General features: G+C 67.5%; 19 protein-coding genes and 1 tRNA gene. 10 read left to right on the top strand and 10 right to left on the bottom strand.

Going from position 1 to position 19,108, the window contains the following annotated elements; translation table 11 throughout:
- The first annotated feature begins 5 nt into the window (after positions 1-5).
- Positions 6-935 (top strand): LysR family transcriptional regulator, encoded by a 930-nt coding sequence (locus QZM35_RS19240; protein ID WP_301776639.1) that lies wholly within the window; start codon positions 6-8, stop codon positions 933-935.
- 40 nt (positions 936-975) lie between these two features.
- On the opposite strand, the gene QZM35_RS19235 is transcribed toward QZM35_RS19240, so the two are convergent.
- Entirely contained in the window at positions 976-1,872 is an 897-nt protein-coding gene (locus QZM35_RS19235; RefSeq protein ID WP_301776638.1) for a LysR family transcriptional regulator, read from the bottom strand.
- Between the two features lie 106 nt (positions 1,873-1,978).
- Between QZM35_RS19235 and QZM35_RS19230 the strand changes: the two genes are divergently transcribed.
- The gene (locus QZM35_RS19230) at positions 1,979-2,869 is read left to right on the top strand and encodes an alpha/beta fold hydrolase (RefSeq protein WP_301776637.1); all 891 of its coding nucleotides are present in this window, start codon (positions 1,979-1,981) and stop codon (positions 2,867-2,869) included.
- Between the two features lie 30 nt (positions 2,870-2,899).
- Here the strand turns inward: QZM35_RS19230 and QZM35_RS19225 are convergent, their stop codons facing one another.
- Positions 2,900-3,799 (bottom strand): SDR family oxidoreductase, encoded by a 900-nt coding sequence (locus tag QZM35_RS19225; protein WP_301776636.1) that lies wholly within the window; start codon positions 3,797-3,799, stop codon positions 2,900-2,902.
- A gap of 40 nt (positions 3,800-3,839) precedes the next feature.
- A complete protein-coding gene (locus QZM35_RS19220) occupies positions 3,840-4,577 on the bottom strand; it encodes an SDR family oxidoreductase (RefSeq protein ID WP_089431587.1) in 738 nt (245 codons plus the stop codon).
- Positions 4,578-4,694: 117 nt separating this feature from the next.
- Between QZM35_RS19220 and QZM35_RS19215 the strand changes: the two genes are divergently transcribed.
- Complete coding sequence (locus QZM35_RS19215; protein ID WP_089426129.1) at positions 4,695-5,597, top strand: LysR family transcriptional regulator; 903 nt, start codon at positions 4,695-4,697, stop codon at positions 5,595-5,597.
- Positions 5,598-5,641: 44 nt separating this feature from the next.
- On the opposite strand, the gene QZM35_RS19210 is transcribed toward QZM35_RS19215, so the two are convergent.
- The 4 genes from QZM35_RS19210 to QZM35_RS19195 all read right to left on the bottom strand — a co-directional run bounded on the left by QZM35_RS19210 (position 5,642) and on the right by QZM35_RS19195 (position 8,299).
- Positions 5,642-5,809 carry a hypothetical protein gene (locus tag QZM35_RS19210; protein ID WP_179255068.1) on the bottom strand — a complete coding sequence of 56 codons (168 nt, stop codon included), beginning with the start codon at positions 5,807-5,809 and terminating at the stop codon, positions 5,642-5,644.
- 146 nt (positions 5,810-5,955) lie between these two features.
- A tRNA-Leu gene (locus tag QZM35_RS19205) sits at positions 5,956-6,040 on the bottom strand.
- A 96-nt stretch (positions 6,041-6,136) separates the two neighbouring features.
- Positions 6,137-7,294 carry an ABC transporter substrate-binding protein gene (locus QZM35_RS19200; RefSeq protein ID WP_089426128.1) on the bottom strand — a complete coding sequence of 386 codons (1,158 nt, stop codon included), beginning with the start codon at positions 7,292-7,294 and terminating at the stop codon, positions 6,137-6,139.
- A gap of 63 nt (positions 7,295-7,357) precedes the next feature.
- A complete protein-coding gene (locus tag QZM35_RS19195; RefSeq protein WP_046544612.1) occupies positions 7,358-8,299 on the bottom strand; it encodes a CysB family HTH-type transcriptional regulator in 942 nt (313 codons plus the stop codon).
- Between the two features lie 216 nt (positions 8,300-8,515).
- On the opposite strand from QZM35_RS19195, the gene QZM35_RS19190 reads away from it, so the two are divergent.
- The 6 genes from QZM35_RS19190 to cobA all read left to right on the top strand — a co-directional run bounded on the left by QZM35_RS19190 (position 8,516) and on the right by cobA (position 14,710).
- Positions 8,516-10,195: a nitrite/sulfite reductase gene (locus tag QZM35_RS19190; protein ID WP_089426127.1), complete on the top strand. Its 1,680-nt coding sequence runs from the start codon at positions 8,516-8,518 to the stop codon at positions 10,193-10,195.
- Positions 10,196-10,220: 25 nt separating this feature from the next.
- Entirely contained in the window at positions 10,221-10,763 is a 543-nt protein-coding gene (locus tag QZM35_RS19185; protein WP_301776635.1) for a DUF934 domain-containing protein, read from the top strand.
- Positions 10,760-11,512, top strand: a complete 753-nt coding sequence (locus QZM35_RS19180; RefSeq protein ID WP_301776634.1) for a phosphoadenylyl-sulfate reductase — start codon at positions 10,760-10,762, stop codon at positions 11,510-11,512. Before QZM35_RS19185 ends, QZM35_RS19180 begins: the two co-directional genes overlap by 4 nt.
- Positions 11,513-11,588: 76 nt before the next feature.
- The gene (gene cysD / locus QZM35_RS19175) at positions 11,589-12,551 is read left to right on the top strand and encodes a sulfate adenylyltransferase subunit CysD (RefSeq protein ID WP_034192618.1); all 963 of its coding nucleotides are present in this window, start codon (positions 11,589-11,591) and stop codon (positions 12,549-12,551) included.
- 22 nt (positions 12,552-12,573) lie between these two features.
- Positions 12,574-13,890 (top strand): sulfate adenylyltransferase subunit 1, encoded by a 1,317-nt coding sequence (locus QZM35_RS19170; protein ID WP_089431585.1) that lies wholly within the window; start codon positions 12,574-12,576, stop codon positions 13,888-13,890.
- A gap of 70 nt (positions 13,891-13,960) precedes the next feature.
- Positions 13,961-14,710, top strand: coding sequence for a uroporphyrinogen-III C-methyltransferase (cobA, locus tag QZM35_RS19165; RefSeq protein ID WP_089426124.1), 750 nt, complete (start codon positions 13,961-13,963; stop codon positions 14,708-14,710).
- Positions 14,711-14,791: 81 nt separating this feature from the next.
- On the opposite strand, the gene QZM35_RS19160 is transcribed toward cobA, so the two are convergent.
- Genes QZM35_RS19160 through lptF form a run of 3 tightly spaced genes read right to left on the bottom strand, consistent with a single transcriptional unit; the run spans position 14,792 to position 17,446 of the window.
- Positions 14,792-15,175, bottom strand: a complete 384-nt coding sequence (locus QZM35_RS19160) for a sirohydrochlorin chelatase (RefSeq protein WP_089426123.1) — start codon at positions 15,173-15,175, stop codon at positions 14,792-14,794.
- A gap of 27 nt (positions 15,176-15,202) precedes the next feature.
- Complete coding sequence (lptG, locus tag QZM35_RS19155) at positions 15,203-16,351, bottom strand: LPS export ABC transporter permease LptG (protein ID WP_089426122.1); 1,149 nt, start codon at positions 16,349-16,351, stop codon at positions 15,203-15,205.
- 3 nt (positions 16,352-16,354) lie between these two features.
- Positions 16,355-17,446 carry an LPS export ABC transporter permease LptF gene (lptF, locus tag QZM35_RS19150; RefSeq protein WP_089426121.1) on the bottom strand — a complete coding sequence of 364 codons (1,092 nt, stop codon included), beginning with the start codon at positions 17,444-17,446 and terminating at the stop codon, positions 16,355-16,357.
- Between the two features lie 122 nt (positions 17,447-17,568).
- On the opposite strand from lptF, the gene QZM35_RS19145 reads away from it, so the two are divergent.
- The gene (locus QZM35_RS19145; RefSeq protein WP_089426120.1) at positions 17,569-19,080 is read left to right on the top strand and encodes a leucyl aminopeptidase; all 1,512 of its coding nucleotides are present in this window, start codon (positions 17,569-17,571) and stop codon (positions 19,078-19,080) included.
- Positions 19,081-19,108 lie beyond the last annotated feature (28 nt).

Raw genomic sequence — 19,108 nt, 5'->3', positions numbered from 1 at the left:
TGCCGATGGACAAGCTGGATCAGGTCAGAATCTTCCTGCAGGTTGCCGAGATGGGCAGCTTCATCAAGGCCGCGCATGCGCTCGACGTGCCGCGCGCGACCGTGTCGGCAGCCGTCCAGCAACTGGAGACGGGGCTCGGCACGCGCCTCTTGCACCGCACGACACGCCAGGTGCAACTGACCGCCGACGGCGCGCTGCTGCTCGAACGTGGCCGGCGCCTGCTCGCGGAGGCCGACGAACTCGACCGCCTGTTCCGCCGCCGCGACCGCGACGTGATCGGCCGGCTGAACGTCGACGTGCCGAGCCGGATCGCGCGCCGCATGGTGGCGCCCGCGCTGCCGTCGCTGTTTCACCGTTATCCGAAGCTGCAACTGTCGCTCGGCTCGACCGATCGTTCGATCGACCTGGTGCAGGAGGGCGTCGACTGCGCGATCCGCGTCGGGCGGCTTGCCGACAGCAGCCTCGTCGTGCGGCCGCTCGGACAGTTCATGCTGATCAACTGCGCGAGCCCCGACTACCTGCGCGAATGCGGCGTGCCCGAGCATCCGGATGGGCTCGCGCACGGACACTGGGCGATCGGCTATGCGTCGCCGACGATCGGGCGCGAACTCGACTGGGAATACTGCGTGGACGGCCAGCGGCACACGCTCATGCTGCCGAGCCGGGTGATCGTCAACAATGCCGAAACCTATATTGCCAGCTGCATCGCCGGGATGGGGCTGATCCAGATTCCGCGCTTCGACGTCCAGCATCTGCTCGACAGCGGCGCACTCGTCGACGTGATGCCCGGCCACCGCGCCGCACCGATGGACGTGTCGGCCGTGTACCCGCACCGGCGTCACCGTTCGCGCCGGCTCAATGCCTTCATCGAATGGTTCGGGGAACTGATGGCGAGCGCGCTGACGCATGGCGGGGAGGGCGCGGAGGGCGACTGACCGGCACGGCCGGATCGCGTCACGTGCCGTCGTGCCTGTTTCAGCCGGGCAGCGCCGCGAACTGCCGGCTGCGCCCGGTTTCCCGCACCGCGTCGATCAACGCGGCGGCGGCGCCGTCCGGTTTCGCCGCAAACGCGTAGAAACGCGCGGCCGGCAGCGCCGGCAGGCCGTCCTGCGGGCCGCATTCGCGCAGGCCGTCGCGCAACTGGCTGCGCGCCAGCGCGGTGACCGCGAAGCCCGCGAGCGCGGCCGACACGCAGCCGGCCATGCTGCTGCTCTCGAACAGCACGCGAAACGGCCGCAGTGCAGCGGCGAGTGCCGCGACGGCGGCTTCGCGATAGACGCATGGCTGCGGAAACAGCGCGAGCGGCACGTCGCCGCCGGCGTCGAGCGTGCGATCCGACGCGAACGCCCACACGAGCGGTTCTTCCCACAGCAGTTCGCCCGGCGTGTCGACCTGCCGGCACTGCTTGCCGAGCACGACGTCGAGCCGGCCGAGCGTCTGCTCGCGCAGCAGCGACGCGGTGATCCCGACCTTCAGCTCGATCGACGTGCGCGGGTGGCGGTCGCGGAACGTGCGCAGCACGTGCGGCAGCCACGCACCCGCAAAATCCTCCGATGCGCCGACCCGCAGCGGGCCGTGCGCCGGCGCGCCGCGCAGCCTTGCGCGCACTTCGCGCTCCATGTCGACGATGTTGCGTGCGTATGCGTACAGCGTGTCGCCGGCCGGCGTGAGCGCGATGCGACGGGTGGTGCGCGCGAGCAGCACCGTGCCGGCCGCCTGTTCGAGCCGCTTGATGTGGCCGCTGACGGCGGATGGCGTCAGCGCGAGCCGTTCCGCGGCCGGCGCGAACCCGCGGCTGTCGACGACTTCGAGGAAGGTGCGCAGCAGCGTGATGTCGAGCGAGGTCGACGCGGGATCGGTCGGCGGTTCCATGGATCAATTCAACGCGATATTCGAAGAATGAACCATGATACTCCGTGAATCGTGATGAAAGGCCGGCCTACCATCGTGCACTCGGATCCACCCAACGGAGTGCACGATGACGACCTATGCGCATGCGACGACCGCGTCGCTCGACCTTGCCTATCTCGAATGGAACCCGCGCGGCGAGCGCGTGGCCGTGCTGCTGCACGGCTGGCCGGACAGCCCGGTCGGCTGGGACGCGGTGGCGGCAAGGCTCGCCGCGCACGGCTACCGCGTGCTCGCGCCCGCGCTGCGCGGTTTTGCGCCGACCCGCTTTCGCGACGCATCCGTGCCGCGCAGCGGCCAGCTCGCGGCGCTCGGGCGCGACCTGCTCGACTTCGTCGATGCGCTCGGCATCGAGCGGCCCGTACTGGTCGGGCACGACTGGGGCGCGCGGGCAGCCGCGAACGCGTGCGGGCTGCGCGAAGGCGCCGCATCGCATCTCGTGATGCTGTCGGTCGGGTACGGCACCAACGATCCTGGGCAGCCGCTGTCGCTGCAGCAGGCACGAAACTACTGGTATCACTGGTTCATGGCGACGCCACGCGGCGAGCAGGCGTTGCGCGACGATCGCCGCGCGTTTGCCCGCTTGATGTGGGACACGTGGTCGCCGCCGGGCTGGTATCGCGACAGCGATTTCGACGCGGCCGCCGCCGCGTTCGACGGGCCCGACTGGATCGACGTCGTGCTGCATTCGTACCGGCATCGATGGGGATTCACACCGGGCACGCCGGCCTATGCCGACGACGATGCGCGGCTGAATCCAGCGCCGGTGCTGGCGCTGCCGACGCTCGTGCTGCACGGCGGCGCGGACACCTGCAATCATCCGGACAGCTCGGCCGGGCGCGAGCGGTTCTTTGCGGGGCGCTACGCGCGCCAGGTGCTGGACGGTGTCGGCCACTTTCCGCAGCGCGAGGCGCCGGCGGCAATCGCCGACGCGATCCTCGGGTTCTGCGAGCCAGGCTGACGCGCGCCGGCGTGACCGGCGCACGGTGGATCAGCCGCCGACGCGGGCCGCGAGCAGGTCGGCGAGGCCGATGTTCCTGAATATCTCGCGGCGAATCCGGTCGCCGACGCGGAACACCTCCTCCGCGCCGTCCTGCGACGGATCGACGAACACGCGGTACGGGCGCTTGCCAGCCGGGGCGGCGACGATGTCGGCAATGGCTGTCGCGACGGTGCCGGCATCGGCGTCTGCCGGTTCGAGCGCGGCGAGGCCTTGAAGCGCCTGTTCGGCGACGCCGGCATAGGGGCCGTCGACGTAGGCGGCCTGAACGCCTGCATCGGCCGGCTTGCCCGCGTGGGCGAAGTGATTCGTGCCCTGGGTGAACGCGCCCGGCACGACGATCGACGTCTCGATCCCCCAGCGTGCCAGTTCGGCCGCGTAGGACACCGCGAGCGAATCCATCGCGGCTTTCGCGGCGAAGTAGGGCGCGAGGAACGGCGGCGTACCGCCGCGCGCGGACGACGACGACACCCAGACGAGCAGCCCGCGCCCCTGGCGGCGCAGGTGCGGCAGCGCCGCGCGGTTGACGCGCTGGGTCGACACGACGTTGATGTCGTAGAGCTCGCCGATCTGCTCGGGCGTGAACGCTTCGGCCGGGCCGAACACCATGTGGCCGGCGTTGTGGACGATGACGTCGAGCCGGCCGTTGTCCGCGATCACGCGATCGATGGCGGCGCCGACGGACGCGTCGTCGCCGACGTCGAGCTCGACGGTGCGCAGGTCGACGCCGTGTTCCTGCGCGTAGGCGGCGATGGCGGCGACGCGCGGCGCGTTGCGGCCGGTGCTTTCGCGCATCGACGCGTAGACGGTATGCCCGGCGCGGGCGAGCGCCTGGGCCGTCAGCAGGCCGAAGCCGCTGGACGCGCCCGTGACGAGAATGACTTCCTTCATGACCGATCTCCGGTAAGCGGTGGGCGTGGCAGGCGGCCGGTCAGCACATGCCGCCGTTGGCACGCAGGACCTGGCCGTTGACCCACGCGCCGTCGGGGCCGGCGAGGAACGCGACGACGCTGGCGATGTCGGCGGGCTGGCCGAGCCGCTCCAGCGGGTTCATCTTCGCCATCCGGTCGACGAGTTCGGCGCTCTTGCCCTGCAGGAACAGCTCGGTCGCGACCGGCCCGGGCGCGACGGCGTTCACGCTGATGCCGCGGCCCCGCATCTCCTGCGCGAGCACCTGCGTCATGCCCTCGACGGCGGCCTTGGTCGCGATGTACACGCCGTAGGTCGGCAGGCGCATGCCGATCACGCTCGAGGTCAGGTTGACGATGCGCCCGCCGTCGCGCACGCGCTTCGCTGCTTCGCGGCTGACGTTGAACGCGCCCTTCAGGTTGATCGCGACGGTCTGGTCGAACGCGGCGTCGTCGAACTCGGCGAGGGGCGCGAGCTTCATCACGCCGGCGCTGTTGACGACGACGTCGATCCGGCCGAATGCCTGCTCGGCCGTGTCGAACAGCGCGGCCACCGCGGCCGGATCGGCGACGTCCGCCTGCACCGCGACGGCCGTGCCGCCGCCGGCGACGATCGCGTCGACCACTTCCTGCGCGGGGCCGGCGCCGCCGGCATAGTTCACGACGACCCTGAAACCGTCGCGGGCGAGGCGGCGGGCGATTTCCGCACCGATGCCGCGCGACGAGCCCGTGACGAGGGCGACCTGTTCCGATGTGCTCATGTCCTGCTCCTTGGTTCGTGAGTGCCGTGCGATCCGGCGACAGGACTAATGTAGGCTCCCTCGATCAATAAAAATAATGAATAATGATCAGATCAAGAATGACTGAAAGTACGTCTCATGGCATTCGACAGCAGGCTTTTGAGCGGGATCGGCGTGCTCTCGGCGGTGATCGAGGCCGGCACCTTCGCGCGCGCCGGCGAGGCGATGGGGTTGACGCAGCCGGCGGTGAGCCGTGCCGTCGCCCGGCTGGAGGAGCGCGTCGGCATCCGGATCTTCAACCGCACGGCCCGTGCGATCACGCTGACCGACGAAGGGCGGCGTTTCTATGAAGCGGTCGCGCCGCTGCTGGCCGGCATCGAGGACGCGGCGATCGACGCCGGCCAGTCGAAGGCGCGTGTCAGGGGGCGGCTGCGCGTCAACGTCGACGCGACGTTCGGCCACTACGTGCTGGCGCCGAAGATGGCCGAGTTTCTCGACCGCTTTCCCGACCTGTCCGTCGAGATCAGCGTGCGCGACCGGATGGGTGACCTCGTCGCCGACGGGTTCGACGTGGCGGTGCGGTTCGGCATTCCGGAACCATCGTCATACCGTGCGCGGCTGCTGCTGGAAACGCGCGTGCTGACCTGCGCGTCGGCGGCCTATGTCGCGCGCCACGGCGAACCGCGGCACCCGCGGGATCTCGCGAGCGGGCATCGCTGCGTGCTGATCCGCGACCCGGTGACGGGGCGGCCGTTCGAATGGGAATTCCATCGCGGCAAGGAGGTGATGCCGTTCGATGCCGCCGGCCGGCTGATGGTCAACGATACGGGCATGCTGCTCGGCGCGTGCCTGGGCGGCGCGGGGATTGCCCAGCTGCTGGAACTCTATGCGCGCGACATCCTTGCCGACGGGCGGCTGGTGCTGCTGCTGCCGGAATGGGCGGACGAGACGTTTCCGCTCTACGCGTATCACCACGCGTCCAACCTCGTTTCCGCGAAGGTGCGCGTGTTTCTCGACTTCGTGCGGGCGTTGATGGCCTGAGCCTGCGCTCGACTTGACGTGCCGACGGTGGCCTTCCGGTCCACTCATTCGGTGCGATGCGGAATATTGTCCGGGAACGGGTAGGGCGCGTGCGGGCCCGGCCAGTCGGGCACCGGCGGCGCGGTCAGTACATCGCAGCCGGCCAGCATGAGCGACAGCACCGCGGCGAGCACGCGGCGGCGGAGCGGGGATGAAATCGTGCGCATGGACATGGCGTGCCTCCGTGCCGCGCATCCTCATGCCGCTTGGACTGTTGCGCGGGGCGCGCGTTGCGGCGCGGGCGGCAAAAACAAAAAACCCGCGAAGCGGCGAGCTTGCGCGGGTTTCGGGAGGCGCAGCGCTCACGCTGCGAGAATGCTGGTGCCCAGGGCCGGAATCGAACCGGCACGCCTTGCGGCGGGGGATTTTGAGTCCCCTGCGTCTACCAATTTCACCACCTGGGCTTGATCCTGGCCGCGCATGCGATGGTGCGCGGCGAAACGCGGATTATGTCCGAAATCCCGCCGCTGGGCAAGCTGCCCGGTTGCGGGCCGTCCAAGTCACTGACTGAGGTAGACGAACCGGCCCTGCTTGACGATCCCCATCACGCTCGCGCGCTGGTCGAGTCCCACATGATCCTTGTCGCTCGTGTTGACGACACCGTTCGGCACGACCAGCTCGTGCGCACGTTCCAGCTCGCGCCGCAGCGCCGCGCGGAACGCGGGCGTGCCGGGCTGCGCGGCCTTCAGCGCGCGGCCGACCGCGTCGGCGAGGCGCGGGTAGACGCCCGCCGCGTCGCCCGCGAACTGCGTGACCGTGCCGGCACCGTACTTCGCTTCGTACGCGTCGACGAACGCGAGCGCGGCCTTGCGGGACGGATGATCGGCCGGCAGCGTGCGCGCGACGACCACCGGCTGGGTCGGGAACAGCGTCCCGTCGACATCCTTGCCGCCCAGCTTGATGAATTCCGGTGTCGCGATCCCGTGGGTCTGGTAGACCGGGCCCTTGTAGCCGCGCTCGATCAGCGTGCGCTGCGGCAGCACGGCCGGCGTGCCCGAGCCCGCGATCAGGATCGCGTCGGGTTTCGCCGCGATCAGCTTCAATGCCTGGCCCGTGACGCTCGCGTCGGTGCGGTTGAAGCGCTCGGTCGCGATGACGCGGATCTTGCGCAGGTCCGCGAAGCGCGTGAACTCGTTCAGCCAGCTATCGCCGTAGCTGTCGGCGAAGCCGATGAAGCCGACCGTCTTCACGCCGTGGTTCGCCATATGGCGCGTCATCACGTCGGCCATCGCGCGGTCGCTCTGCGCCATCTTGAACGCCCAGGTCCGCGCGCCTTCCTGCGGCTCGACGATCGCGCCGGAGCCGACCAGCGTGATCATCGGCGTCTGCCCGGCGGCCACCGCATCGAGCGCCGCGAGCGCGGCCGGCGTGATGTTCGGCCCGACCACCACGTCGACGTGATCCTCGTCGACCAGCTTGCGGATGTTGCGCACCGCGGTGCCCGGGTCGGACGCATCGTCGAGCACCGTCACCTGCACGGGTTGCCCGGCGATCGTCTTCGGCCACATCAGGATCGCGTTCTTGCTCGTGATGCCGATCGCGGCCGCCGGGCCGGTCGACGACAGGTCGACGCCGACCTTCAGGTCGGCATGCGCGGCGGCGCTGGCCAGTACGAGAGCGGCGCCGGCAGCGCGGCGCAACAGGGCGAGAAGCGTCATGCGGAATTCTCCGTCGGACAGCAAAAAGGGGCGCGATGTGCGCCCCGTGGTTATACACGCCGCTCAGAGTTCGTACGATTCGGATTCGCCCTTGAGCGCCTGCTCGATCAGCTTGCGGTTCAGCGTCGGCGACAGCAGTTCGACCAGCGTATACACATAGCTGCGCAGGTAAGCGCCCTGCTTGAGCGCGACGCGCGTCACGTTGCTGCCGAACAGGTGGCCGACCGGGATCAGCCGCAGGCTACGGTCACGCTCGGGATTGAACGCGATGTCGGCCATGATGCCGACGCCGAGGCCGAGTTCGACGTAGGTCTTGATCACGTCGGCGTCGATCGCCTCGAGCACGATGTCCGGCGACAGGCCGCGCAGCGCGAACGCATGGTTGATCTTCTTGCGGCCCGCGAACGCATCGTCGTACGTGATCAGCGGGTACTGCGCGAGATCGTCGAGGGTGACCGGCTTGCGTTCGAGCAGCGGGTGGTCGGCCGGCACGACGGCCGCGTGATGCCACTGGAAGCAGGGCAGCGACACGAGTTCCTTGTAGTCGGAGATCGCCTCGGTGGCGATCGCGAGATCGGCCTGGTCGTGGATCACCATCTCGGCCACCTGCGTCGGGCTGCCCTGCAGGATCGACAGGTGCACTTTCGGGAAGCGCTTCTTGAACTCGGCGATCGCGGCCGGCAGCGAGTAGCGGGCCTGCGTGTGGGTCGCGGCGATGGTCAGGTTGCCCTGATCCTGGGCTGCATAATCTTTTCCGACCCTTTTAAGGCTTTCAACCTCCTGGAGAATCCGCTCGACCGACGCGAGGATGATCCGGCCCGGCTCGGTGAGCGAGCGCACGCGCTTGCCGTGCCGCGTGAAGATCTCCACGCCCAGCTCGTCCTCGAGCTCGATGATCGCCTTCGATACCCCCGGTTGCGACGTGTAGAGCGCCTTGGCGGCCTCGGTGAGATTGAAATTCTGCCGGACGGCCTCGCGCACGAAGCGAAATTGGTGCAGGTTCATTTATAACCCTTCCGCATATCAACAGAATTTTTTAGTCGTTTGAAATATAAGGCGAGTTTATTACGATTCACCGGAGTTTTTCAAATATGGATATCTGTTTTCGTCATTAGCAATCCAGCCGGGCAGCGGAAGGCCGGCGATAGCGGCGGAACGGAGATTCGGGCGCGACGTGGCTAGGACGTCGCGCGGTCACCACGAAAACCCTGGGGTCCCCGAATGTATCAGTACGACCAATACGACCAGACGATCGTCGACGAGCGTGTCGCGCAGTACCGCGATCAGGTGCGCCGCCGGCTGTCGGGCGAGTTGAGCGAAGAAGAGTTCCGTCCGCTGCGCCTGCAGAACGGCCTGTACATGCAGCGCCACGCGTACATGCACCGCATCGCGATTCCGTACGGCAACCTGCGCAGCGATCAGCTCCGGATGCTGGCACGCATCGCCCGCGAACACGACCGCGGCTACGGTCACTTCTCGACCCGCTCGAACATCCAGTTCAACTGGATCAAGCTGGAAGAAACGCCCGAGATCCTCGCGAAGCTCGCGTCGGTGCAGATGCACGGCATCCAGACGTCGGGCAACTGCATCCGCAACATCACGGCCGACCAGTTCGCCGGTGTCGCGCAGGACGAAGAGATCGATCCGCGTCCGTGGTCGGAAATCCTGCGCCAGTGGTCGACGTTCCATCCCGAATTCGCATGGCTGCCGCGCAAGTTCAAGATCGCGGTGTCGGGCTCGAAGGACGACCGTGCGGCCGTGCAGATCCACGACCTCGGCGTGTACCTGAAGAAGAACGCGCAGGGCGAAGTGGTCGCGAGCATCCTCGCGGGCGGCGGCCTCGGCCGTACGCCGATCATCGGCGCGGTGATCAAGGAAGACCTGCCGTGGCAGCACCTGCTCACCTATTGCGAAGCCGTGCTGCGCGTGTACAACCGTTACGGCCGCCGCGACAACCTCTACAAGGCGCGCATCAAGATCCTCGTGAAGGCGTTGTCGCCCGCGAAGTTCGCGCAGCAGGTCGAGGAAGAGTGGCAGCACCTGAAGGACGGCCCGTCGACGCTCACGCAGGCGGAAGTCGACCGCGTGTCGCAGTACTTCCAGCCGCCCGTCTACGAGAAGCTGGCCGACACCGACGCGTCGTTCGAACAGCACCTGCTCGAGAACAAGGCGTTCGCGCGCTGGGTCGAGCGTAACGTTGCCCCGCACAAGGTGGCCGGCTATGCCGCCGTCACGCTGTCGCTGAAGGATCACCGTATCGCGCCGGGTGACGCGACCGACCAGCAGATGGATCTGGTGGCCGACTGGGCCGACGCTTACTCGTTCGGCGAGCTGCGCGTGTCGCACGAGCAGAACCTGATTCTCGCGAACGTGAAGAAACGCGACCTGTTCGCCCTGTGGGAAAAGGCGAAGGCAGCCGGTTTCGCGACGCCGAACATCGGCCTGCTGACCGACATCATCGCGTGCCCGGGCGGCGACTTCTGCTCGCTCGCGAACGCAAAGTCGATCCCGATCGCGCTGGCGATCCAGCAGCGTTTCGACGATCTCGACTATGTGTACGACCTCGGCGACCTGTCGCTGAACATTTCCGGTTGCATGAACTCGTGCGGTCACCATCACGTCGGCAACATCGGCATCCTCGGCGTCGACAAGGACGGCGCCGAGTGGTACCAGGTGTCGCTCGGCGGCGAGCAGGGCACGGGCCGGAACGGCGCGCGCCTCGGCCGCGTGATCGGGCCGTCGTTCTCGGCGGAGGAAGTGCCCGGCGTGATCGCGAAGCTGATCGACACGTTCGTCGAATCGCGCATCGACGGCGAGCGCTTCGTCGACACGTACGATCGCATCGGCATCGCGCCGTTCAAGGAGCGCGTGTATGCGGCGCGCCAGGCAGTGAACGCGTAACCAACCGGGTAGAAGGAATTAGCAGATGGCTTCGATTATCAAGAACCGCGCAGTGATCGACGATGCATGGCAGGTCGTGCGCGCGGCGGAAGACGGTGCACTGCCCGCGGTCGACGCGTTGCCGGCCGGCAAGGTGCTGGTGCCGTTCGCATTGTGGCAGGCCGAGCGCGCGGCGCTCGTCGCCGCGAAGACGAAGGACGAGCTCGGCGTGTGGCTCGCGCCGGACAGCGAGCCGGCCGATCTCGTGGCCGATTTCGGCGCGATTTCGCTGATCGCGGTCGACTTCCCGCGCTTCGCGGACGGCCGCGGCTACAGCATCGCGCGCCTGCTGCGCGAGCGCCACGGCTGGACGGGCGAGCTGCGCGCGATCGGCGACGTGCTGCGCGACCAGCTGTTGTACATGTCGCGTTGCGGCTTCGATGCGTACGCGGTGCGCGCCGACAAGGACATCCACGACGCGCTGAATGCGTTCACGGAATTCACGCAGCGTTACCAGGGCGCGTTCGACCAGCCCGAACCGCTGTTCCGCCGCCGCGGCGCGACGCCCGACGCGAAGGTGGGCGCATGAGCACCGCGACCGCCACCGCGCTGACGCCGGAACTCGCCGCGAAGGTCGAGCGCCTCGACGCGCTGCTCGCGCAGATCGGTGCCCGTCACGAGAAGGTGAAGTTCGCGAGCAGCCTCGCGGCGGAAGACATGCTGCTCACGCATGCGATCCTGTCGAAGGGCGTGCGGATCGGCATCTTCTCGCTGAACACGGGCCGCCTGCATGCTGAAACGCTCGGCATGATCGACCGCGTGCGCGAGCGCTACGGCTACGAGATCGAGCAGTTCCATCCGCAGCAGGACGCGGTCGACCAGTACGTCGCCGAGCACGGCCTGAACGCGTTCTACGAGAGCGTCGAGCTGCGCAAGTCGTGCTGCCACATCCGCAAGGTCGAGCCGCTGAATCGCGCGCTCGCGGACGTCGGCGCATGGGTCACGGGCCAGCGCCGCGAGCAGTCGGTCACGCGTGCCGAACTGCACGAGGAAGAGCAGGACGAAGCGCGCGGGATCGCGAAGTACAACCCGCTCGCCGACTGGACGGAAAGCGACGTGTGGGCGTACCTTAAGGCGTTTGACGTGCCGGTCAACCCGCTGCATGCGCGCGGCTACCCGAGCATCGGCTGCGAGCCGTGTACGCGGGCGATCCGTCCCGGCGAAGACAGCCGCGCGGGCCGCTGGTGGTGGGAGTCGCGCGATACGAAGGAATGCGGCTTGCACATCACGACGATCACGCCGATTCCCGCGGACGCCGTTGCCGGCGCCACGCGCTGAAAGCCTGACAAGAAACTGAATATTGCGCCGCCTGCGACAGCGGGCGGCACGAACCCAGAAGAGAAGGACTGAAATCATGAGCACGACGCTCGAGCAATCCGCCTTTGCCCCGCCCGCCGGTGCCGACAACCGCATGGGCCACCTCGACTGGCTCGAAGCCGAGTCGATCCACATCCTGCGCGAACTGGTCGCCGAATGCAGCAAGCCGGCGCTGTTGTTCTCGGGCGGCAAGGATTCGGTCGTCGTGCTGCATCTGGCACTGAAGGCATTCGGCCTCGGCGCGAACCGCAAGACGACGCTGCCGTTCCCGCTCGTGCACATCGATACGGGCCACAACTACGAAGAAGTGATCGACTTCCGCGATCGCCGCGCGCAAGAACTCGGTGCCGAGCTGGTCGTCGGCCACGTCGAGGATTCGATCAAGCGCGGCACGGTCGTGCTGCGCCGCGAAACCGATTCGCGCAATGCCGCGCAGGCCGTCACGCTGCTCGAGACGATCGAGCAGCACGGCTACACGGCGCTGATCGGCGGCGCGCGCCGCGACGAAGAGAAGGCGCGTGCGAAGGAACGCATCTTCTCGTTCCGCGACGAATTCGGCCAGTGGGATCCGAAGGCGCAGCGCCCGGAACTGTGGAGCCTGTACAACGCCCGCCTGCACAAGGGCGAGCACCTGCGCGTGTTCCCGATCTCGAACTGGACCGAGCTCGACGTGTGGCAGTACATCGCGCGCGAGAACCTCGAACTGCCGTCGATCTATTACGCGCACCAGCGCGAGATCGTGCGCCGCAACGGGCTGCTCGTGCCCGTCACGCCGCTCACGCCGATGCGTGACGGCGAGACGAGCGAGCTCGCGCAGGTGCGCTTCCGCACGGTCGGCGACATTTCCTGCACGTGCCCGGTCGAGAGCGATGCGGACGACGTCGAGAAGATCATCGCGGAGACGGCGGTGACCGAGATCACCGAGCGCGGCGCGACCCGGATGGACGACCAGGCCTCCGAAGCCGCGATGGAACAGCGCAAGAAGCAAGGTTATTTCTGAAGCACACGAGGACATTCACATCATGAGCATCATCGAGAACACCGAAGACCTCGGCGTGCTGCGCTTCATTACCGCAGGCAGCGTCGACGACGGCAAGAGCACGCTGATCGGCCGCCTGCTGTACGACAGCAAGGCCGTGCTGTCCGACCAGCTGTCCGCGCTGTCGCGTGCGAAAAACAAGCGCACGGTCGGCGACGAGCTCGACCTCGCGCTGCTGACCGACGGCCTCGAAGCCGAGCGCGAGCAAGGCATCACGATCGACGTCGCGTACCGCTACTTCGCGACCGCGAAGCGCAAGTTCATCATCGCCGATACGCCGGGCCACGAGCAGTACACGCGCAACATGGTGACGGGCGCATCGACCGCGCACGCGGCGATCGTGTTGATCGACGCGACGCGCATCACGGTCGAGAACGGTGTCGTGCAACTCCTGCCGCAGACCAAGCGCCACAGCGCGATCGTCAAGCTGCTCGGGCTGCAGCACGTGATCGTCGCGATCAACAAGATGGACCTCGTCGACTACAGCGAAGCGCGCTTCAACGAGATCCGCGATGCATACGTCACGCTTGCGAAGCAGCTTGGCCTGAGCGACGTGCGCTTCGTGCCGGTGTCGGCGCTGAAGGGCGACAACATCGTCGGCGCGAGCGAGCGCATGCCGTGGTACGCGGGCGAACCGCTGCTCGACGTGCTCGAATCGCTGCCGGTCGAGACGCAGGCGCACGACGCGCTGCGCTTCCCCGTGCAGTGGGTCGCGCGCCAGGACGGCAGCTCGGCCGACGATTTCCGCGGCTACATGGGCCGGATCGAGTCGGGCGAAGTGAAGGTCGGCGACGAGATCGTCGTGCTGCCGTCGAACCGCACGGCGACGGTCGCCGAGATCGTCGCGCCGGTGCCGGGCGGCACCGCGTCCGTGCCGCACGCGTTCGCGGGCCAGACCGTGACGATCCGCCTCGCGGAAGACGTCGACGTGTCGCGCGGCGACATGTTCGTCACGTCCGCCGAGCCGGTCGAGCCGGCGAAGAAGCTCGAAGCCGATCTGTGCTGGTTCGACGAGACGCCGCTGTCGCCGCAGCGCAAATACCTGCTGAAGCAGACCACCAGCACGGTGTTCGCGAAGATCGGCGGCGTCAAGCAGGTGCTCGACGTGCACACGCTGTCGCACGCGACCGACCGTCACGATCTGAAGATGAACGACATCGGCCGCGTCGCGCTGACGCTGCAGAAGCCGATCGTGTGCGACACGTACGACGCGCATCCGGGTACCGGTGCGTTCGTGCTGATCGACGAGGCGACGCATCACACGGTCGCCGCAGGGATGATCCGGGCGTTCTCGGCGTGACCGGGCAACCGCGCCGCTTCGCGGCGGCGCGGGCCGGAGCCGACGCCCGCTGGAAGGCGAAGCGATAAACATGGGCAAGGTGTATCTGATCGGAGCAGGGCCGGGCGCGGCCGACCTCATCACGGTGCGCGGCGCGCGGCTGCTCGAGCAGGCGGACGTCGTGCTGCACGACGCGCTCGTCGAGCCCGCGATGCTCGACTACGCGCCGCATGCGCGCCGGATTGCCGTCGGCAAGCGCTGCGGGCAGCGCTCGACCGCGCAGCACTTCATCAACAAGCAGATCGTCGATGCGGCACGCGAGCATGCGTGCGTCGTGCGGCTGAAGGGTGGCGACCCGATGCTGTTCGGTCGCGCCGAAGAGGAGATGCGCGCGCTGGAAGCGGCCGGCATCGACTACGAGGTCGTGCCGGGCATCACCGCGGCACTGGCCGGGGCGGCGACGCTGAAGCGTTCGCTGACGTTGCGCGGCGTGTCGCGCAGCGTCGCGTTCGCGACGCACAGCCGCGCGCCGGGCAGCGACGAGATTCGCGAAGCCGCGCGCGCCGATTCGATGGTCTATTACATGGGCCGCGACAGCGCGCCCGGCATCGCGCAGGAGCTGATCGACGCGGGCCGTGCGCCGGCGACGGCCGTGGCGATCGTCGAGGCGTGCAGCACCGCGCGCGAACGTACGCTGACGCTGACGCTCGCGCAGATGGCGGCGGGCGACGCGCAGGCGTGGCTCGATCCCGCGGAACCGAGCCTGCTGATGATCGGCGATGCGTTCGCCGAGCGCGCCGGGCAGGCGAAAGTGGGCGATGTGCTGCGAAATGCGGCCTGAGCGGAATCCGGCTGGAGTTCCAAACGAAAAAAGCGCTGGCGGAAGCCGGCGCTTTTTCTTTGTGGGCCGTGACGGCGTGATTTACGCGTCGTCGCCGATCTGGTCGATGCAGTAGCGCGCGATCGCGTCGAGCACGCCGTCGTCTTCGCCGACGGCCGTCGCGCAGCGGATCTCGACACCCGGATGCACGGCGCGGCATGCGTCGACGAGCTGCGGCAGGTCGCGGCGGACATGGCCGCCCTGGCCGAAGAACACGGGCACCACGGTGATGTGCGTGCAGCCGGCCGCGACCTGCCCGGCGACCGCGTCGCCGAGCGACGGCGTCATCAGCTCGAGGAACGCGAGCGACACGTGTGCGGCGGGGGAGGGGGCGCCGCGCAGCCGCGCGGCGAGCCGTTCGAACGGCTCGGCCCAGCGTGGGTCACGCGCGCCGTGGCCGAACAGGACGATGCCATGCGAGCTCATGTCGAAACCTCCGTCGTGACGCGGCGCTCAGTGCCGGTCGACCCACTTGAGCGCGAACAGGCCGAGCGCGAGATAGATCAGGCCCGGCGTCGCCGCGGTGAGCGGCGCGGGCCACGTGTTCAGCGTGCCGATGTGCGAGAACAGCGTATTGAGAAGCTGGAAGCTCATGCCGAGCATGATGCCGCCGAACACCTTCACGCCGACCACGCCCGCACGCGTGTGCAGGTACGCGAACGGCAGCGACAGCACGAGCATCACGAACACCGCGAACGGATACAGCAGCTTGCGCCACAGCGCGATGTCGTAGCGCTGCGTGTCCTGCTGATTCTCGCGCAAATGCTGGATGTAGCGGAACAGGTTGATGATCGACATGCGATCCGGCGACACGAGCAGCACCGACAGGATCTGCGGCGTCAGGTCCGAGCGCAGCCGGTATTCGGGCAGCGATACCTGCTGCGACCGGTACACGGGGTTCAGCGCATCGGCCGGCTGGCCGCTGATCGGCTTGATCGGCGTCAGCTCGGTTTCGTTGACGCCCTTCAGCAGCCAGTGGCCGGGCGGCTCGTAGCGGCCCGTCTGCGCGATCCGCACGTTGCGCAGCTGGAATTTCGAATCGAATTCGTAGATGCGCACGTTGCTGATCGTCGAGTCGGGCGACAGGCTGCCGACGTTGACGAAGCGCGTGACCTGCTCGCCGTTTTCACGGGCCGCGAGCGTGTCCTTCACCCACACGCCCGACTGGAAGTTCGACGACACCGATGCGCCGAGCGCCTGCAGCCGCACGCGTTCGGACAGCTGGTCGGCGTACGGGCCGACGAATTCGCCGATCAGGTAGGTGATGATCACGAGCGGCACGCCGATCTTCAGCAGCGAGCGCAGCGCCTGGTTGGTCGCGAGGCCCGATACGCGGAAGATCGTGAATTCCGAGTTCGCGGCCATCTGCGCGAACACGTAGATCGCGCTGATCAGCGCGGCGACCGGGATGATTTCGTAGAAGCGCGACGGGGTCTGCAGCGCGACGCGCAGCACCGCGTAGCCGAACTTGTAGTTGCCGTGCCCGACCGAGTTCAGTTCGCTGATCAGGTCGAAGAAGAAGAACAGGCCCGAGAACGCGAACAGGATGAAGACGAACGTGACGTAGATCTGCCGCGCGAAGTACTTTTCATAGAGCCGCATCGATCATGCTCCCGAGCGGCCGAACAGCGCGCGTGTAAACAGCGGACGATTGCGCACGCGCAACCAGAAGATGAACGCGACGATCGCCGCGACGACCAGATGCAGGCCGACGAGACCGACGCCGAACGACATCTTGCCCTGCTCGATCTGCGACTGCACGACGTTCAGCAGGTTCGAGTACGTGAGGTAGATCAGCACGGCCATCACGAGGTTGATCGTGCGGCTGCGTCGCGGGTTCTGGTACGACAGCGGAATGCCGAGCACCATCAGGTTGATCGCGATCAGCGGCAGCCCCGCGCGCCACGCGAATTCCGCGAGGTTGTCGTTCGTCGGGTTGCGCAGCAGGTCCGGCGTCGGCGTGCTGTTGGTGGTCTGCACGTTGGTGACCGGGGTGCTCGTGATCTTCACGCCATAGCGCTCGAACTCCATGATCTTGAAGTTCGGCTGGCCGGGCGTGCCGTCGTAGCGGCGGCCGTCCTCCAGGACGACGAAGCGGCTGCCGTCGCGCGTTTCCGTGTGCCCCGTCTGCGACACGACCACATTGACCTTGCCGTTCTCGGTCGAGGTCACGAACACGTTCTGCACCTTGCTCTGGTCGGGCGTCATCTTCTCGATGAAGAACACGCGGTGGTTCGATGCCGATTCGCGGAACTGGCCCGGCGCGAGCAGCGAGATCTCGTCGCGCTGCTGGAAGCGCGCCTTGATCATCTTGCTTTGCTGGTTCGACCACGGCCAGCCGACGAACGCGAAGAAGGCGATCAGCAGGATGATCGGCGTGGCGAACACGCCGATCGGCTTGATGAGGCGCGTGAGGCTCACGCCGGACGCGAGCCACACGACCATTTCGGAGTCCCGGTACCACCGGGTCAGCACGAACAGGATCGACACGAACAGCGTGACGACGAGCATCACGGCGAGGTAGCCGATCACGGTGAGGCCGATCAGCACGAGGACGTCCCGCGGATCGATTTCACCGGACGCGGCGTAGCCGACGATGCGGATCATCATCGTCGTGAGCATGATCGTGAGCAGCACCATGAACACGGCGCCAGCCGTATACGCAAGCTCGCGCTGGAGGGAGCGTTCGAAGATCATTCTTGATGAGAAGAGGGCGGGAGGCTGCGCACGCGTGGTGGAGCGCTCGCGCCGCCACGGGAAAAATAGCGGATAATTGCGGCTTTCATCCTTAGCCCAGATTTTATCCGAGGACAAGCGCGATGGACTTTAGCATAAAAGGCTGTGATTGGAGCAAAGGCGAGGCGAAGGGGTTCCTGACCGGGAAGTCCGACTGCATCGTGCTCGGCATCTTCGAGGCGCAGACCCTGTCGGGCGCGGCGCTCGATATCGACACGGCCACCAAGGGGCTGGTTTCGCGCGTGATCAAGGCCGGCGACATGGACGGCAAGCGCGGCAAGACGCTGTTCCTGCACGAAGTGTCGGGCATCGGCGCGTCGCGCGTGCTGCTGGTCGGCCTCGGCAAGCAGGATGCTTTCAATCAGAAAGCCTATAACGATGCCGTGACGGCCGCATGGCGCGCGCTGCTGGCGACCAAGGTCGTCCAGGTCACGTTCACGCTCGCGCAACTGCCGGTCGACGAGCGCAGCTCCGACTGGGGCGTGCGCGCGGCAATCCTCGCGCTGCGCAACGAGACCTACCGCTTCACGCAGATGAAGAGCAAGCCGGAGCCGGCGTCGCACACGCTCAAGCGCGTCGTGTTCAGCGTCGATCCGTCCGACGAAAAGGCCGCGAAGGTCGCGGTCAAGCAGGCCGTCGCGCTCGCGAACGGGATGGATCTCACTCGCGACCTCGGCAACCTGCCGGGCAACGTCTGCACGCCGACCTACCTCGGCAACACCGCGAAGAAGATCGCGAAGGATTGGGGCCTGAAGGCGGAAGTGCTCGGGCTCAAGCAGATCCAGGCGCTGAAGATGGGCTCGTTCCTGTCGGTCGCGCGCGCGTCGGTCGAGCCGCCGCAGTTCATCGTGCTGCACTACCAGGGCGCCGCCGCGAAGGCCGCGCCGGTCGTGCTGGTCGGCAAGGGCATCACGTTCGACACGGGCGGCATCTCGCTGAAGCCGGGCGAGGGCATGGACGAGATGAAGTACGACATGTGCGGCGCGGGTTCCGTGCTGGGCACGATGCGTGCGGTCGCCGAGATGGGCCTGAAGATCAACGTCGTCGCGATCGTGCCGACCTGCGAGAACATGCCGGGCGGCAACGCGACGAAGCCGGGCGACATCGTCACCAGCATGAAGGGCCTGACGATCGAGGTGCTGAACACCGACGCCGAAGGCCGTCTGATCCTGTGCGACGCGCTCACGTATGCCGAGCGCTTCAAGCCGGCCGCCGTGATCGACGTTGCCACGCTGACGGGCGCGTGCGTGATCGCGCTGGGCGGCCACAACAGCGGCCTGTTCTCGACGGACGACGCGCTCGCGGGCGAACTGCTCGACGCGTCGCGCGAAGCGAACGACCCGGCATGGCGCATGCCGCTCGACGACGAGTACCAGGATCAGCTGAAGTCGAACTTCGCGGATCTCGCGAACATCGGCGGGCGCCCGGCCGGCGCCGTGACGGCCGCGTGCTTCCTGTCGCGCTTCACCGAGAGCTATCCGTGGGCCCACCTCGACATCGCGGGCACCGCATGGAAGGGTGGCGCGGCGAAGGGCGCGACGGGCCGTCCGGTGCCGTTGCTCGCGCAGTTCCTGATCGACCGCGCCGGCCAGTGATGGCGGTGTTGACGACGCTGCGGGTACG

The sequence above is a fragment of the Burkholderia sp. AU45274 genome (assembly GCF_030482505.1).
Lineage (GTDB): Bacteria > Pseudomonadota > Gammaproteobacteria > Burkholderiales > Burkholderiaceae > Burkholderia.
Note: the sequence above shows the minus strand (reverse complement) of the source record. Positions and strands in the feature narration are given on the sequence as shown.